This is a genomic window from Streptococcus vicugnae, from assembly GCF_016461705.1.
Taxonomy (GTDB): domain Bacteria; phylum Bacillota; class Bacilli; order Lactobacillales; family Streptococcaceae; genus Streptococcus; species Streptococcus vicugnae.
The window spans coordinates 14,903-32,585 of sequence record NZ_JAEMHW010000008.1 but is presented as its reverse complement, the minus strand read 5'-3'; the positions used below and the strand labels follow the sequence as shown (position 1 = coordinate 32,585).

The following is a 17,683-nucleotide window of genomic DNA, read 5'->3' as shown; positions in this document are numbered from 1 at the left end:
TCTATTTAAGATAATAGGCTAGCTCCTCAAGAAAACCAACACGTCTTTTGCGTGGCAATGCAACCGAGCGTGTCGCAACCTCTTGTATCATAGCTAAAGTCACTGTATTAACAGCACCAGTATATAATATCAGATTTAACAGTGGTTTGCAAGGATTTTGCACCCTTTTTTTCCAATTTTTTAGAAGAAAATGTTTTCAGCAGTTCCTTTCATTTTTTCAATAAAAAAACCAGATTTATATCTGGTCAAAATTTATGTTATTTAATAGTAGATTCTTGTAATTTCTTTATATATTTTCGATAGAGGATGTATAGAAAAATCCAACGGAAAATATTGTCTGCTACTGTCGCTAACCAAACTCCCGTTAAACCCAAATTCATGCTTACACCAAGTACGTAACCCGAAATAATTCGGATAACCCACATACCAAAAGTGGTTGCATAAAATGGTAACTTTGCATTCCCTAAACCTTGCCAAGCTGCCGTAAATATCAATGTTCCTGCAGTTGCCGGCCCACCAATAAAAGAATAAAACAAAACAACAAGACTTGCAGTTAAAGCCGCTTGGTTATTAGTAAATAAGTGTGTTAAATAGCCACCCGAAAAGAATACTGTAGCACCAACCAAAAGCATGAGCATAACCGAAATTAGATAAGATTCTCTTACCAGCTGCTTGATTTCTTGAACATTTTTCTTTCCAAGACTATGAGCTACAAGAATCACCGTAGCTGTAGCAACTCCCATTCCTGGCATATAGTTAAATTGGGTTAAGGTCTCACCGATAGCATTTCCTGCTACCACTTCTGTCCCAAACTTAACGATAATAGCCACAATAACAACATCTCCAGCACGCATCATCAAACGTTCACCGGCAGCGGGCAAAGCAATTTTTACCAAGTCACGATCCAAGGTCCACCTGATATTTTTAATGATCTTTTTAATTGGTAACTGGCTCGCTAACATCAAGGTCCCAACTAAGCGCGATAAGACCGTTGAACATGCAACACCAATAATTCCCCAATGAAAAACAAATACAGCTATAGCTGACAAGCCAGCATTCAAAACGTTTGTCAATAAGCTGATGTACATCGGAAGTTGTGGTTTCCCTAGTGCTCGCAAAAACGCGCTCAAGGTCGTCATTAACCCCAAACTAAAAATCAAACCTCCCACAATAGCAAGATATAAACCACCAGCTTGAGTAACAGCTTCTTCAGTGCCGAGCCAAGTCAGAATCGCCTTTCCAAATACAATAGAAATTAAGCCAAGAGCTAAACTTAAACCTAAAGTAATAAGCAAAGACTCAGATTGATAATGGAGAGATTTTTTAGCATTTTTTTCTCCAATGCTCTTAGCAACCAAACTTGAGACCGCTGCACCAAGAGCAATAAAAATAGCCTGATAAATGGTAATAATATTATTAGCCACAGAGACACCAGACACAGCAATGAGACCAACTTGTGCGACAAGATAGTTATCAACCACCCCCATGAGCATCTGCAAAAGATTTTCCATCATGGCTGGAAAGGCCAATCGAATAATTTTCTTTGTTTGTTTCATGTTTCTATCGTAACAAAAAGAAAAGCCGAGAACCAGTCTCAGCTCTTGCTTTTTTAAAGCCCTAGGTACTCCTCAACAGCTTTTTGCATATCGCTTGTTGCGACAACTGTTTTGTGGCGTACTTCAGCTGTTTCAAGTCCGTCAACAGCTTTCGGAATAACAACACCTGATAATTTTTCAAGTTCTTTAACTGCCACAAAATCATCCGCCGGCGCTTGTCCACTAACAGCCTCTACCGCTACACGTGGGAATTTGTATGGGCTAGCAGTTGAGGCAATAACTGTTGGAGTGTGATCACCTGTACGTTCCACATATTTTTGGTAAACAGCTGAGGCAACTGCTGTATGAGGATCTTCAATATAATCAGAGGCATCATAAACACGTTTAATTTCAGCAGAAGTTTCAGCTTCTGTTGCATAACCGGCTTCAAACATATCAAGAATAGCTTGATTAGCATCTGAAAGAGTGTATTCTCCTTCTGAAACAAGCTTTTCCATCAACGCTTTAGTTTTTACAGCATCATTACCTAAAAGATGGAAAATCAAACGTTCCAAGTTAGATGATACCAAGATATCCATTGATGGGCTTGTTGTCACTTTAAATTCACGTTTTTTATCATAAGTTCCTGTTGTGAAGAAATCAGTTAGCACTTTATTTTCATTTGAAGCACAGATTAGTTTACCAACTGGAACACCAATTTGACTTGCATAATAAGCTGCTAGAATGTTACCGAAGTTACCTGTTGGCACAGTAAAGTTAACTTTTTCGCCCGCTTTAATATGACCTGCTTTAACAAGTTGTGCGTAAGCATAAACATAGTAAACAACTTGCGGTACCAAACGTCCAACATTCATTGAGTTAGCTGATGAAAATTGTGTTTTGTGCGCAAGAAGTTTTTCACGTAAATCAACATCATTAAACATGCGTTTCACATCTGTTTGAGCATCATCAAAGTTACCAGTAATCGCTACAACATGCGTATTGTTACCAGTTTGCGTTGTCATTTGAAGCTCTTGAATTTTGCTGACGCCATCTTTTGGATAAAAGACAATAATTTCAGTCCCTGGAACATCTGCAAAACCAGCCATAGCAGCTTTACCAGTATCTCCTGATGTTGCTGTTAAAATAACAATTTTATTATCAACACCCTGCTTTTTAGCTGATGTTGTCAAAAGGTATGGCAAGATTGACAAAGCCATATCTTTAAAAGCGATTGTTGAACCATGGAAAAGTTCAAGATTATATTGATCACCTAATTTGACAACCGGAGCAATTGCGGGAGTGTCAAATTTTTCGTCATAGGCAGAATCAATACAATAAGTTAATTCTTCTTCAGTAAAATCATCCAAAAATGCTGATAGAACTAATTTAGCTACTTCTTGATATGAAGCATCTTTCAAAGTTTCAAAATCCAATGCTACTTCTGGAATTGATACAGGGGTAAACAAACCGCCGTCAGTTGCCAATCCTTGTAAAATAGCTTGGCTAGCAGTTACTTTGTTATTTTCGTCGCGAGTTGATTGGTAAATTAACGTCATCACAAATTCCTCATATTTTCAGATAGTCTTGCACCCATTGTATCATAATTATCAGAAAATTTATACAAATTTACGCTATTTATTAAAAAAAGCACTTTTCAGTGCTCTTTTACCTATTCATTACCCCAGCGTGAATCTACTCCAGCAATAGCAATCCAGACATTTGCCAATACATCATAAAATAAGTCAACCACTTCTTTAGCCCCTCTTTTCTCACGTTTTATGTCACATGTATTATAACGCTACAAAGTGCTGATGTAAAGGTGTTTTTTCATCTTTTTTAACGTTATATCTTCTAACATTAAATGATAGTTTTATTATAAAAAAGCCAACCAAAGTTGACTTTTAACGATTAACTATTAGATTCACCCTTTGCAGGTCTTTTAGCGGATTTGTCAATTGCTTTTTGAATTGTTTTAACATAAAGATCTGCTCCTGTGCTGTTCGCATCACTATAGTGAACACCATCAGTTCCATTCCAAATTTCTGAATGATTTGTTGCCGTTTTATACCAATCGGCAATCGTAATATAATCATAAGTTTTTGACAGACTCAATTCATAATCACGCGCTTGTTTAACCTGAGCTTCATCACTAGCATTATACGGTGTCACGATAATTAAGCGGTGACCATCAGGCAAAGCATCGATAAATTGTTGGATATCTTCTTGATAATGATCCAAAGAATTTACACCAATCGCAAGCACAGTTGTCTTAGACAAAGTTCCACTTGAAATTTGGTTTTGGAAAATTTCAAAAGCATTATCAAAACTACGACTTACCGCTGCATCTAATTGTGCATTCGGTAATAAATTTGAAAATGCTGCACTCGAGCGAAGAGCAACAGAATCACCAATGACAGTGACATCACTTAACGCTCCCGCATCCCCTGCTGTCACAGTGTGAGTACGGTTCAAATTCGTTTGTGCTTGTTGAAGCGAATTAACCAAAAGTCCTGTTTCAAAATTACCCATAGCAGGCGCTGTAGCAACAGTTAACACTGTTACCAAACCTAGCGCAGCTGACACACCATAAATCCATTTTTTATAGGGGTGTAAATCCAATGAAATTCCAAATGGCTTAACTGGTTTTCCAGCAAGATAAGGTTCAATCACATAGTAAGATAAAGTTGAAAAGGCTAACGAAAGCACAACAGTCAAAAGAACAGCCAAAGCATTTGACATCAATTGTGTAAAGATAATATAAAACGGCCAGTGGAACAAATAAACCCCATAACTGACATCTGCTAAGTAATTAATAATTGCAGGTTCTTTAGCATTTGGTGTTTGGTCGTTTAAAACACGCGCTGCATAAATCATCACAGTAGCAAATAAACTTGCCAAAGCAAAACCAAATAGATAGGTAATGCGTTGATCAAATTTCAAGGTGAACATCAAAAGAACTAAAAGTCCTGCGCTCACTAGCATTGTGATAATACTACGTTTCATAGACCATAAACGAACATTCTTTTTAAAACGGATTGTTGTTTCTTTGATACCAGTCATCGTTGCCGCCATAGCTCCTAAGAAGAACGGAAAACTATGCGTTAAAGATGAGAAGTAAATCGACGAAACATTATCCACAAAGAAAGCTCGGATAAACATTGATAGAAAACTTCCAACAAAAAACGCTGCAGAGATTGCAAAAATCAAACTACGGAATTTTGCTAAATTATCTTGATGTCTTCCTAACAACCAAACCAAAAAGCCCCAGATTAAATAGAAATGCATCTCAATCGCCAAACTCCACGTATGGACAAAGAGGTGCGGGATAAATTGTGTTTCGTAATTACCACCTGTAATAATTTCAAAGAAATTCGTTGTAAATCCAATTGCCGCAGCAACCTGACTGCCAATACTTGCCACATAGTCCCTACGAACCAAGTACGTAAATGGCATAACAATCAAAATCATCAAAATTAATGGCGGAACAATACGATAGAATCGTCTCTTGTAAAAACCTAAAAGAGCAATTTTCTTATTTCTCGAATACTCATCAATCAGCAATGCTGTAATCAAGTAACCTGAAAAAGTAAAGAAAATATCAACACCAATAAAACCACCTGGAAAGGCTGTTTTAAAGAAATGATAGAGTAGAACTAATAAAAGTCCTGTTACCCTAACCATTGAAAACCATTTTATTCTCATTTTTGAAAAATCCCCTGTTTAAAGGTTCCTGTGTATACCTCACCATTTTGTGCGGTCAAAGTTCCCTCGCCATCTGGTTGGCCATTTTTAAATTCACCCTTATAAATCCATCCAGAATGTGAGGTAAAAACTCCTTGACCTTCAAAGACACCATCATTAAAATTACCTTCGTAAGAATCACCATTTTCATAAGTTAACTTACCTTGGCCATTCATACGATGATTAACCACATAACCTGTGTATGTGATCTTACCATTGTCATAAGTCAATGTTGTTTTTGATTTCATCGATAAGGTAAATACCGATAAACCACAAATGATAAGAATTAAAACCGTCAGAAGTTCAATACGTCCTCGGGTTATTTCGATTTTTTTCATTTCTACTCAACTTCTCTTCTAAGAATTTCTTAGTTGCGCTAGCCATTGTTCACAACCGCGCTTAACTAAATCATAGGTAGCATCAAAATCACCAGTAAACCATGGATCTGGTACACCACCATCTACAAAAAGAAAGATTTTATCATCAAATCTACCTTGTGACATTTCTTTTAAATCTGCCACATTATTAGTATCCATACCAATAATAACATCGAAGTCCTGAAAATCTTGGTGTGAAATTTGTTGCGATGATTTTTGGAAATCATATTCAATATGATGCTTTTTAAAAATGCCTTGTGTCCCATGGTGAATAGGATTACCATGCTCCCAACTAGATGTAGCACGACTTTCAATCACTAGCTCATCATCACAAAGCAAATCTTTCATCACAAATTCAGCCATTGGACTACGACAAATATTTCCTAAGCAAACAAAACAGACTTTTTTCATTTTCTCTCCTACGTAGTCAAACAACTAATAGATAAAAACTTCTTTTATCATTATAACAAAAAAAAGAGCTCTTATCACACGCCAAATTTCCCTTTAGCTTTTGACTTTAAGAAAAAATTAAGCCTATCTTCCTATAATATAGACAATCCTAAAACTTTTCTTTTTCATAATCTCCTGAAAGGACTCCACTTATGGAGTCCTTTCTTTTTTTACAAAAAAGTCCTTAGATAACTAAGAACTTTTAATCATTAACTCTTCTTTAATTCAATTTCTAACAAAACTGCAAAGATAAATTCCACAACCACCATTACTAAACCAAAACTAGTCATACTTGCCACATGCCCCAGTACCAGCGCAAGTATCGGAATAAAAATTGAAAACACAAGATAAATCTTTGATTTGTAGAGCCAAGAGTAAGGCAAGAGATGTGCTCCGAAAACCATTGCATAAACCATCAACATCTTTGCAGGTAAGGCACTATATACCCACATAACAATCAATAGATAAATCAATTGATTACAAGTAACTAAAAAACCTAATTGACTTAAAGGATTTTCTTTAGAAAAAATATCAACTTTCAGCCATTTTCCTACTAACCAAGAAAGGGGTAATAAAGGACACGAGCAACAAAAAATCAATAGATTCTGCAATTGTATTGTTGCATTTAATGTAGTCACCAAAGTTATCAGCCCCCAGATGATGATGGAAGCAATGATGAATGGTAGACCTTTCTTCTGATTGACAATGATATCTTTTCGTAAAACTTCTAACTCCATAATTCTCCCTTTAAAAACTTTTTTTCAATTATATCACATATCACTGACTCTTTAAAAAGCAAAGAAAGAACCTTGGCAAACCAAGGTTCTTTCCGGAGATTATGAAAAAGAAAAGTTTTAGGATGGTTATAGTATATAAAGCCTTGCTTAAACTTTCCTTAAGATAATATTTATTTCTCTGCAAAAGGATATCCTAAATGTTCATAAGCCTTTGCAGTTGCTACACGACCTGTACGTGTTCGCATAATAAATCCTTTTTGAATCAGATAAGGCTCGTACATATCTTCAACAGTATCACGCTCTTCAGCGATATTAACAGATAACGTTCCTAAACCAACAGGACCACCATTATATACTTCAATCATGGTACGCAAGATTTTTTGGTCAATGTAATCAAGTCCCTCATGATCAACATCAAGCATTGTTAATGCTTTATCAGTAATATCCTTTGTAATAATGCCATCTCCCATAATTTGGGCATAGTCGCGCACACGTTTTAACAAACGATTCGCAATACGAGGGGTTCCTCGACTACGTCTTGCCAGCTCTTGTGCAGCTTCATGTACAATTTCCATTTCAAAAATATCTGCTGTACGTTCCACAATTTCAGTCAAATCCTCAACAGCATAATATTCCATATGTCCCGTAATACCAAAACGAGCACGCAAAGGATTTGACAACATCCCTGCTCGAGTTGTTGCTCCAATTAGCGTAAAAGGTGGTAAATCCAAATGGACACTACGACTAGTCTCACCATTACCGATCATAATATCAATATAGAAATCTTCCATCGCACTATAGAGTACTTCTTCTACCGCCATTGGCATACGATGAATTTCATCGATAAACAAAACATCCCCTGGTTCCAAATCATTCAAAATAGCAACCAAATCTCCCGCTTTTTCAATTGCTGGCCCAGATGTTTGTTTGAGATTCACCCCTAATTCATTAGCAATTACAAACGCCATTGTTGTCTTACCAAGACCTGGAGGTCCAAACAATAGCACGTGGTCAAGTGATTCATCTCGTAATTTAGCAGCTTCAATAAAAATTTTCAGCTGGTTTTTAACTTTATCCTGCCCAATATATTCTTTTAAATATTGAGGACGAAGCGTACGTTCCACAAACTCTTCATCACCCATAATATCATTATCTAAAATTCTACTCATGGCTCTATTATACCAAAACGAAAGCCGTCAGTGAATTGTTTTGATAGCATCTAACCGAACCACCAACCCGTCAAAAGAACTGAAAAACCCTTAAACATTTGCTTCTTCTCCCCTTTCCATAAATTCTAATATTATTGTAATCGGTTAAAAGAAAAAACAACATGACAAAAATGTCATGTTGCGTCATTTTCCCATTCTTCTGTGATTTTATGAGCTAGGTAAGTATCATCAATTAAATGTGCATATAAAACAGCTTCCTCATATAATTTTCGAGCACGTTCAACTTCACCCTTACTTTTTAAAATATATTTCCACTCAATCATATTCAAAATAGGTTTCTTATGATAATCTTGAATTTTCGCCATAATACCTTTCAATACCAAAAAGGTATTATCAATTTCATCCCACATTTCTAAATCTAACAACAAACTTAGACTGTTAAACAAAGTGTTATTCAATACGAATATTTCTTCCAAAGAAAAAAACTTTTCTTGCTTCAAAAGATTATCAGCAATATCCTTAAACTCATCTTGATTAAACATAGAGTACGTATAATTTGAAGCATTGGCACAAACCATATACAAATCAATTATAATCAAATCATTAATAGAATAACGTCTTTTCGTCTTTATCTGATAAAAATAATCCTTTAGCAATTTCGTAGCTAAATGACTATTATCCGTTAAAAAAACATCCGCTTTTGAACACATACACTCTACGACCAGTTGTTCTTCCTCTGGAAGGTTATCATAAAAATCAGCATAAATTTCATCAAAATAAGAATCCTTTAATAATAATCGTTTCTCATCTTTATAAGTCGGCGTCCGTAAAATTAAATATTTTAATTCCTTATACCGCTTAGGTAATTCCAAACTGTCACCATCAGTTAGAACACCTAGTTTTACACCTAATTGATTAGCAATAAAACTAGCTTTACTTAAATTAGGTATCGACTGACTTAATTCAATTCTCGCTAATTGCCGCACAGATAATTCTGTTTCATCACCGCAGAATTCTTCCCGTGAAATTCCCTTTTCTTCCCGCAATAAGCGGACCTTCTCCCCAAATTTTTCCACTTCCATCTCCTGTTTATTAAAAATTCTGTATATTTCATATTTTAACATACCGCTTTCATTTAATAAACTATTTTCATTAAAAACAACAAATTTTCTAATAAATGATTTAATAAAAAACACCTGAGATAATTATCTCAGGTGTTTTTTTAATATTAGTCACCTAAACCGATACGGTTAAAGATTTCATCAACACGTTTAGTGTAGTATGATGGGTTAAATAATTCATCAATTTCTTCTTGTGTTAGACGTGAAGTGACTTCTTCATCAGCTTCAAGAAGTGGTTTGAAGTCAACTTGATTATCCCAAGAATAAGCTGTCTTAGGTTGAACAAGGTCATAAGCTTGTTCACGTGTCATCCCTTTTTCAATCAATTTAAGCATAACACGTTGACTGAAGATAAGACCAAATGTAGAACCCATATTGCGAATCATGTTTTCTGGGAAAACAGTCAAGTTTTTCACGATGTTACCAAAACGGTTAAGCATGTAATCGATAAGAATTGTAGTATCTGGTGAAATGATACGTTCAGCAGATGAGTGTGAGATATCACGTTCATGCCAAAGTGACACGTTTTCGTAAGCTGTAACCATATGACCACGAATAACACGTGCAAGACCTGTCATATTTTCTGAACCGATTGGGTTGCGTTTGTGAGGCATAGCTGAGCTACCTTTTTGACCTTTAGCGAAGAATTCTTCAACTTCACGTTGTTCAGATTTTTGCAGACCACGGATTTCAGTTGCCATACGTTCAATTGATGTTGCAATGCTAGCAAGAACTGCAAAGTATTCTGCATGAAGGTCACGTGGAAGAACTTGTGTTGAAATTTCTTGTGCACGGATACCAAGTTTTTCACACACATAAGCTTCAACAAATGGTGGAATGTTAGCGAAGTTACCAACAGCACCTGAGATTTTACCAGCTTCAACACCAGCAGCAGCGTGTTCAAAACGTTCGATGTTACGTTTCATTTCACTGTACCAAGTTGCCAATTTCAAACCAAAGGTAGTTGGCTCAGCATGGACACCGTGAGTACGTCCCATCATGATAGTAAATTTATGTTCTTTAGCTTTATTAGCAATGATTTCAAGGAAATTGTGCAAATCTTTGCGGATGATTTCGTTAGCTTGTTTGTAAAGGTAACCATAAGCTGTGTCAACAACGTCAGTTGATGTCAAACCATAGTGAACCCATTTACGTTCTTGACCAAGACTTTCAGAAACTGCACGAGTGAAGGCTACAACGTCATGGCGTGTTTGTTGTTCAATTTCTAAAATACGGTCAACGTCAAAACTTGCGTTAGCACGGATTTTAGCCACATCTTCTTTAGGAATTTCTCCTAATTCAGCCCAAGCTTCGTCAGCCAAAATTTCAACTTCAAGCCAAGCTTTGTATTTGTTTTCTTCACTCCAAATTACCGCCATCTCAGGGCGTGAATAACGATTGATCATGTTTAAGATATTAAGGGTGTTAAACAAAATTGGTTAACAACCCTATCTCCTTTCCTTTTTTAAGTTATATATCAATAAAATAACTAACGCATTTAATTAAAATCTTCCTTACCAATTTCAACAGATGGATAGTGAGGTAAAGTTGTCAAATCTGTATCAAGTGGCAAATCATAAGCAGCAAGGTAGTCATTCGGGTACTTACTTGTCAACTCTGCCATTTTTATAGAAATTATAGACTCATCCGAAGAAGCAAAAACAACTTCAACGATAGCTTTCTCAGCATTATCAATATAAGCATGAACAATGATTTTCAGCATATTTCCTCCGATTAACACCTTAAAAATCCATTCCTTCACCCATTTCCGCGATGGTATCTGGTTCACTACTAAACAAGGTAATGTGTCCCATCTTGCGGTTATGTTTCGCCTCTAGTTTACCATAAAGGTGGAGGTGAGCGCTAGGATTTTCCTTAACATAAGCTCGTGCTTTGTCCATATGTTGTCCGAGAACATTAAGCATAACGGCTGGTTGATGCAAGTGAATCTTAGGAAGTGGCAAGCCAAGAATTCCTAAAATATGTGTATCAAATTGTGAAAAATCACAAGCCTCGATTGAATAGTGCCCAGAATTGTGAGGGCGTGGTGCGATTTCATTGACAATAATGTCATCAGATGTCGCAAACATTTCAACACATAGTGTTCCAGACAATTCTAGTTTTTCAGCAATTTGAACAGCCATCGCTTGTGCTTTTTTAGCAAGTTCATCAGAAATGCGAGCTGGCACGATTGTCTTAGATAGAATGTTATTACGATGAATATTTTCTTGTACTGGAAAAACGGTCATATCCTTGCCATTTCCTGAAACAATCACTGAAATTTCAAGGTCAAAATTCACAAATTCTTCTAGCACACATTCGCAAGAATTGGCTAATTTGTTAGCGTCAGCTAAATTATCTGCTGACTTAATCACGATTTGCCCGTGACCATCATAACCACCAGTTGCTGTTTTCAAAACATAATTCTTAGATAAATCAATATTCTCAAGATCAAGGCTCGATGTCACAACCTTGTAAGGTGCCACTTTCACACCTGCTTTTTGGGACAAAAAGTTTTTCTCAAAGATACGATTTTGTGAAATACGAAGTAGGTCAGTTCCTTGTGGCAATTGATTATCTTTTACCACAGCATCCAAGGCATCTGCATCGACATTTTCAAACTCATAAGTAAGCACATCGCAACGCTCTGCCAATTCACGCATCGCATCAACATCATCGTACGGTGCCACAATCATATCACTAACACGAGATGCCGGACAATCTTTCGTTGGATCAAGTGTAACCACCTTGTGTCCCATGTAAATAGCTGAAATAGCCATCATCTGACCTAATTGTCCACCACCGATAATACCAATTGTTTTAGTCGAGTTCATCTGTTGATGCCTCCGCAACCTTACCTTGTTCGATAGCAAAGTTTTCTAGCTTTTCTGCCAAAGCTGCATCTTCAATCGCCAAAATACGAAGAGCTGTCAAAGCTGCATTTTTAGCTCCTGATTCACCAATCGCCATTGTCGCAACTGGTACGCCACCAGGCATTTGAACGATTGAATAAAGAGAATCAAGTCCACTAAGGGCACGTGATTTCACAGGAACACCAATAACTGGAAGTGTTGTTTTTGCTGCAACCATACCAGGCAAATGCGCAGCACCACCAGCACCAGCAATAATCACCTTGATACCACGACCTCGTGCTTCTTCGGCATGTTTAAACATCAAATCTGGTGTACGATGAGCTGAAACGACTTTCTTTTCATAAGCCACACCAAATTCATCAAGTACTTCTGCTGTTTTTTTCATGGTAGCCCAATCTGATTTGCTACCCATGATAACTGAAATTAATGGTTTCATTATTTTCCTTCCAATTGTTTTATATCTTCAACATCAAGAACAGGATAGCCAAGTGCTTTTAACTTTTGGGCAAAAAGACCACTACCTGCCACTTTTTCACCAGAAAAGTTTCCATCGTAAATCTGATTAACACCACATGACGGGCTGCGCGATTGCAAAATGGCTAAATCAACAGACTTTTTAGCAAGCTCATGGACACAACGCTCAATGCCTTTTCCAAACAGGTCATCGTAACAATTTCCTCTCTTATCAAGAACATGTCCATCAACTAATTCAACAGGTTCTCGTGGTGTAGGCAGACCAGCTAAAACTTCTGGACAAATGGCTACCACTTCTTTGTCAGCACCATAATCAACCAGAGCTTGATTGTAATTATGACCACCGTTATACTTACACTTCTCACCCAAGAGACAAGCGCTGACTAAAACACATTTAGGTTTAACGTCCAAGAGCTTTACTTCCGATATCGTTGCGATAGAAAAGACCTGTTGTATCTTGCTTAGCAAGCTCTGCATAAATAACATCTTGAGCAGATTTTACGTCAGCTTCTGTTGTAACTAGCATGTATACACGTCCGCCGTTTGAAAGCAATGCTTTATCATCAGCGAACTTAGCTCCTGCGTAATAAGTAATCACATCACCTGATGTTTTTTCTGGAAGACGAACACCTTTTTCGTAGGCAACTGGGTAACCTTCTGAGGCAACTACCACACCCAAAGTAACGCCCTTGTCAGTCCAAGTGATTTCTGGCTCTTTACCATCTAAAATATCAGTAATATTTTGAGCAAAATCAGATGTCAAACGTGGCAAGATAACTTGAGTTTCAGGGTCGCCAAAGCGTGAATTAAATTCAATAACTTTAGGACCATCAGCTGTTAAAATAAGACCTGCATAAAGAACACCAAGGTATGGACGCCCTTCGGCAATCATCCCATTAAGAACAGGTTTAACGATTGTTTCAACGGCTGTATCAACAACACTTTGTGGCAAATGTGGTACCGGTGCGTAAGCTCCCATACCTCCAGTATTAGGACCTTTATCACCATCAAAAGCACGTTTGTGGTCTTGCGCAGTTGGCATGATGTAGAAGTTATCGCCATTGACAAAAGCAAATAACGAGAATTCTTCGCCATCAAGAAATTCTTCAATAACCACACGCGCACCAGAATCACCAAATTTATTATCAAGCAACATTTCGTGTGCAGCTTCCACAGCTTGCTCAACTGTTTCGGCAACTACCACACCTTTACCCAAAGCCAAACCGTCAGCTTTGACAACAATCGGTGCACCATGTTCTTCAATATAGCTCTTTGCTTGCTCAAAATCTGAGAAAGTGCTGTAAGCCGCTGTTGGAACATGGTATTTAGCCATGATTGATTTAGCAAAGTCTTTAGACCATTCTAGCTCCGCAGCTGCTTTACTTGGACCGAAGGCTTTCAAGCCAGCAGCATTAAAATCATCAACGATTCCTGCAGCCAACGCATCATCAGGTCCGATAAATGCCCAAGCAATATCATTTTCTTTTGCAAAATCAATAAGCTTAGAATGTTCGGAAATTCCGATATCTACCAAATCAAGTCCATCAAGTGTCATCCCATCATTTCCAGGTGCTACAAAAACCTGGCTCACTTGAGGAGATTCCAACAACTTCTTAGCAATAGCGTGCTCACGCCCGCCAGAGCCAACAACTAAAAGTTTCATAAGTAAAAATACCTCAATAGAAAACAATCACAGGAGCCTAGGCTCCAAAATCAACAAAGCACGTAAAAACAAAATATTTTCACGAATTATCTAGATATATTATAACATATTTGTTCGGAAATAGATGGAAATCCTGTGATAAGTTTAGAAAAAATAGCATAAAAATAAAAAAGTCCCAATCTAAATAGATTGGGACTTGGTTGGATTATGAAAAAAAGTTTATTTAGGAGTTATTGTTAGTATAGTAAGCCTTACTTAAGTAAGACTTAAGCATAACTTTCAAAAAACTTAAAGTAAAAGCATCCTAGCCTTAGCCAAGATGCTTCATGAAATATTTATTAAAGGAAGTTTGCCTATTTATCTTAGTGGCGGAAGTGACGAACACCTGTAAATACCATGGCAATACCGTATTTATCAGCCATGTCGATAGATTCTTGGTCACGAACTGAACCACCAGGTTGGATGATAGCTTTCACACCTGCGGCAGCAATTTCTTCAACGTTGTCCGCAAATGGGAAGAAAGCATCACTAGCAAGAACAGCACCGTCAAGACGGTCTTTAGCTTGGTCAAGTGCAATACGAACTGAGGCTACACGGTTTGTTTGACCAGGACCAACACCAAGTGTCATGTGGTCATTTGTCACGATGATACCGTTAGATTTAACATATTTGATTGATTTCCAAGCAAATTCAAGAGCTGCTTTTTCTTGGTCAGTTGGTTGACGTTTTGTCACAACTTTCCAATCAGCTGGATTTTCTTCGATAACATCTTGGTTTTGAACCAAAAGTCCACCAACAACACCAGTGTATTCTTTTTCAACTTGGCTAGCTTCTTGAGCATCAAACGGCAATTGAAGAATACGCATATTTTTCTTCTTAGTTGTCAAAATTTCAAGAGCTTCTTCTGAGTAACTTGGTGCAATGATGATTTCAAGGAAGATAGCATGCATCTTCTTAGCTGTTGCTGCATCAACTTCGCGGTTAAGAACGATAATACCACCAAAGATAGATACTGGATCTGATTCATAAGCGTAATCCCAAGCAGTTTCAATATCGTCAGCTTGTCCAATACCACATGGGTTCATGTGTTTAAGCGCAACAACAGTTGGGCGATCTTTGAAATCACGGATAATACGGATTGCAGCGTCAGCGTCACGAATATTGTTAAATGACAATTCTTTACCGTTTAATTGTTTTGCAGAAGCAATTGAGTAATCTGTTGGCAAAGCTTTTTGGTAGAAATCAGCGTCTTGTTGAGGGTTTTCACCATAACGCATTGGTTGTTTCAAATCGTAAGTGATTGTGAGTTTTTCAGGTTTTGTTTCACCAACTTGTTTTGTAAAGTATTCTGCAATCAAAGCATCATAAGCTGCTGTGTGACGGAAGACTTTAGCTGCCAAACGTTGACGAGTTTCAAAGCTTGTTTCGCCATTAGCTGACAATTCATCCAAAACAACAGCATAATCAGCTGGATCAACGACAACTGTAACACTAGCATGGTTTTTAGCTGCAGAACGAAGCATTGAAGGTCCACCGATATCAATGTTTTCAACTGCATCAGCATAAGTCACATCTGGTTTCAAAATTGTTTCTTTGAATGGGTAAAGGTTAACCACAACAAGGTCAATCAATTCAATGTGATTGTCTTTTGCAGCTTGAAGGTGACTGTCCAAATCACGACGAGCCAAAAGTCCACCGTGAATATTTGGGTGAAGTGTTTTTACACGACCGTCCATCATTTCTGGGAATCCAGTCACATCATCAATCGCGATAGTGTCAACACCTGCTTTATCAAGCGCAACTTTTGTTCCACCAGTCGAGATAATATCCCAACCAAGTTTTTTCAATTCTTGAGCAAATTCAACAATGCCCGCTTTGTCAGAAACACTAATTAGTGCACGTTTTGTCATTTTTATTCCTTTCTTATTAGAGAAATTTAGTCACAGTTGCTACATCAACTATTTTCTCTTAACTCCTAAGCTCTCTAAAACTTCTGGGTAGAGTTTATACTCATTTTCATGAATGCGAGCTTCAAAACTATCAATGGTATCGTCAGCCAGACGAGGCACACGAACTTGTTTAATCACTTTTCCTGTGTCAACACCATTGTCAACCCAGTGAATGGTAACACCAGATTGGTCAACACCTGCTTCCCAAGCATCATCAATACCATGAGCACCTGGAAATTCCGGCAGATAAGCTGGGTGAATATTGATGATACGACCTTCGTAAGCTGCTAGCAAAGTCGGACCAACAATCTTCATATAACCAGCTAAGCAAACCAAATCAATGTCATATTTTTTAAGCAAAGCAACAATAGCCTCTTCGTAAGCTGCTTTATTATCAAACTCTTTGAGTTCAAAAGTGTGAGCTGTCACACCAAGTTTTTCAGCACGTTCTAATACATAGGCATCTCGATGATCTGAAAAAACAAACTCAACAGGAAATTGCTCTGCAATGACTTGAAAATTTGATCCGTTACCACTCGCAAAAACTGCGATTTTTTTCATTATTTAATCACCACACTTGCATCAGCTTTCTTAACGATACGACCAAGTTCGTAAACTGGTTCGTCAAGCAATTCTTTCACGCGTTCAACTTTATCAGGACTAACTGCCATCATCAAACCAATACCCATGTTGAAGATTTCAAACATTTCTTCGTGTTTGATGTTACCGTATTTTTCAAGAGCTTTGAAAATTGGAAGAACTGGAATTTTGTCTTCTTCGATTTCAGCAGCCAAGCTATCAGCGAACATACGTGGCACATTTTCGATGAATCCACCACCAGTGATGTGGGCAATACCATTAACCAATTCTTCTTTGATAAGCGGAAGCACTGCTTTAACATAAATACGAGTTGGTTCAAGAAGGACTTCTTTCAATTTTTTACCTTCAAGTTCTGGAAGAACTTCTTCACCTGAGTAATCAGTAAAAACTCGACGAACAAGTGAGTAACCATTTGAGTGGATACCGCTTGAAGCAAGTCCAAGAAGAACGTCACCATCAGAAACTTTTGAACCATCAATGATTTGTGATTTTTCAGCAACACCTACTGCAAAACCAGCCAAATCATAATCATCTTCGCCGTACATACCAGGCATTTCAGCCGTTTCACCACCGATAAGAGCTGCACCAGATTGGACACAACCTTCAGCAACACCTGCAACAACTTGTTCAAGTTTTGCAGGTTCATTTTTACCAGTTGCGATGTAATCTAAGAAGTAAAGTGGTTCTGCACCAGCAGCAATAATATCATTAACACACATTGCCACACAGTCTTGACCGATGGTATCGTGTTTGTCATATTTGATGGCAAGCATGAGTTTTGTTCCCACACCATCAGTTCCTGAAATCAAAACAGGTTCTTTAACGCCAGTTTTAGTAAGGTCAAACATACCACCAAAACCACCAAGAGCGCCCATAACACCAGCACGTTCAGTACGTGCCACGTGTTTTTTGATACGTGCAACAACTTCATAACCCGCTTCAACATCAACACCAGACTGAGCGTAAGCATTTTTTGACATAATAATTTTCT

The 17,683-nt window shown here is 37.6% G+C and carries 17 protein-coding genes; all 17 read right to left on the bottom strand.

The genetic code is table 11. The annotated features are described in order from the left end of the window. Positions 1–257: 257 nt before the first annotated feature. The gene (locus JG537_RS09320) at positions 258–1,556 is read right to left on the bottom strand and encodes an MATE family efflux transporter (protein ID WP_199545147.1); all 1,299 of its coding nucleotides are present in this window, start codon (positions 1,554–1,556) and stop codon (positions 258–260) included. 53 nt (positions 1,557–1,609) lie between these two features. Further along, positions 1,610–3,094 carry a threonine synthase gene (gene thrC, locus JG537_RS09315; RefSeq protein WP_199545145.1) on the bottom strand — a complete coding sequence of 495 codons (1,485 nt, stop codon included), beginning with the start codon at positions 3,092–3,094 and terminating at the stop codon, positions 1,610–1,612. A 352-nt stretch (positions 3,095–3,446) separates the two neighbouring features. Then, positions 3,447–5,240: an acyltransferase family protein gene (locus JG537_RS09310; protein WP_199545143.1), complete on the bottom strand. Its 1,794-nt coding sequence runs from the start codon at positions 5,238–5,240 to the stop codon at positions 3,447–3,449. Next, positions 5,237–5,617, bottom strand: a complete 381-nt coding sequence (locus tag JG537_RS09305; RefSeq protein WP_199545141.1) for an MORN repeat-containing protein — start codon at positions 5,615–5,617, stop codon at positions 5,237–5,239. The genes JG537_RS09310 and JG537_RS09305 overlap by 4 nt, the downstream gene beginning before the upstream one ends. An 18-nt stretch (positions 5,618–5,635) precedes the next feature. Next, positions 5,636–6,067 (bottom strand): low molecular weight protein-tyrosine-phosphatase, encoded by a 432-nt coding sequence (locus JG537_RS09300; protein ID WP_132870026.1) that lies wholly within the window; start codon positions 6,065–6,067, stop codon positions 5,636–5,638. 248 nt (positions 6,068–6,315) lie between these two features. Continuing rightward, positions 6,316–6,843: a DUF7010 family protein gene (locus JG537_RS09295; RefSeq protein ID WP_074482928.1), complete on the bottom strand. Its 528-nt coding sequence runs from the start codon at positions 6,841–6,843 to the stop codon at positions 6,316–6,318. A gap of 170 nt (positions 6,844–7,013) precedes the next feature. Further along, a complete protein-coding gene (gene ruvB / locus JG537_RS09290; protein WP_199545139.1) occupies positions 7,014–8,012 on the bottom strand; it encodes a Holliday junction branch migration DNA helicase RuvB in 999 nt (332 codons plus the stop codon). 173 nt (positions 8,013–8,185) lie between these two features. Beyond that, positions 8,186–9,208, bottom strand: coding sequence for a helix-turn-helix domain-containing protein (locus JG537_RS09285; protein WP_343068290.1), 1,023 nt, complete (start codon positions 9,206–9,208; stop codon positions 8,186–8,188). A gap of 32 nt (positions 9,209–9,240) precedes the next feature. Further along, a complete protein-coding gene (gene purB / locus JG537_RS09280; RefSeq protein WP_199545130.1) occupies positions 9,241–10,539 on the bottom strand; it encodes an adenylosuccinate lyase in 1,299 nt (432 codons plus the stop codon). A gap of 92 nt (positions 10,540–10,631) precedes the next feature. Further along, complete coding sequence (locus tag JG537_RS09275; protein ID WP_199545128.1) at positions 10,632–10,856, bottom strand: phosphoribosylaminoimidazole carboxylase; 225 nt, start codon at positions 10,854–10,856, stop codon at positions 10,632–10,634. 19 nt (positions 10,857–10,875) lie between these two features. Next, entirely contained in the window at positions 10,876–11,967 is a 1,092-nt protein-coding gene (purK, locus tag JG537_RS09270) for a 5-(carboxyamino)imidazole ribonucleotide synthase (protein WP_199545126.1), read from the bottom strand. Then, positions 11,954–12,442 carry a 5-(carboxyamino)imidazole ribonucleotide mutase gene (purE, locus tag JG537_RS09265; protein WP_021141395.1) on the bottom strand — a complete coding sequence of 163 codons (489 nt, stop codon included), beginning with the start codon at positions 12,440–12,442 and terminating at the stop codon, positions 11,954–11,956. Before purE ends, purK begins: the two co-directional genes overlap by 14 nt. Continuing rightward, positions 12,442–12,891: a 2-thiouracil desulfurase family protein gene (locus tag JG537_RS09260; RefSeq protein ID WP_246454405.1), complete on the bottom strand. Its 450-nt coding sequence runs from the start codon at positions 12,889–12,891 to the stop codon at positions 12,442–12,444. The genes purE and JG537_RS09260 overlap by 1 nt, the downstream gene beginning before the upstream one ends. Next, positions 12,881–14,143 (bottom strand): phosphoribosylamine--glycine ligase, encoded by a 1,263-nt coding sequence (gene purD, locus JG537_RS09255; RefSeq protein WP_199545122.1) that lies wholly within the window; start codon positions 14,141–14,143, stop codon positions 12,881–12,883. The genes JG537_RS09260 and purD overlap by 11 nt, the downstream gene beginning before the upstream one ends. Before the next feature lie 362 nt (positions 14,144–14,505). Further along, the gene (purH, locus tag JG537_RS09250) at positions 14,506–16,053 is read right to left on the bottom strand and encodes a bifunctional phosphoribosylaminoimidazolecarboxamide formyltransferase/IMP cyclohydrolase (RefSeq protein WP_199545105.1); all 1,548 of its coding nucleotides are present in this window, start codon (positions 16,051–16,053) and stop codon (positions 14,506–14,508) included. 48 nt (positions 16,054–16,101) lie between these two features. Next, on the bottom strand, positions 16,102–16,653 hold the full coding sequence (purN, locus tag JG537_RS09245) for a phosphoribosylglycinamide formyltransferase (RefSeq protein WP_199545103.1): 552 nt from the start codon (positions 16,651–16,653) through the stop codon (positions 16,102–16,104). Then, positions 16,653–17,672 (bottom strand): phosphoribosylformylglycinamidine cyclo-ligase, encoded by a 1,020-nt coding sequence (purM, locus tag JG537_RS09240; RefSeq protein ID WP_199545101.1) that lies wholly within the window; start codon positions 17,670–17,672, stop codon positions 16,653–16,655. Before purM ends, purN begins: the two co-directional genes overlap by 1 nt. Positions 17,673–17,683 lie beyond the last annotated feature (11 nt).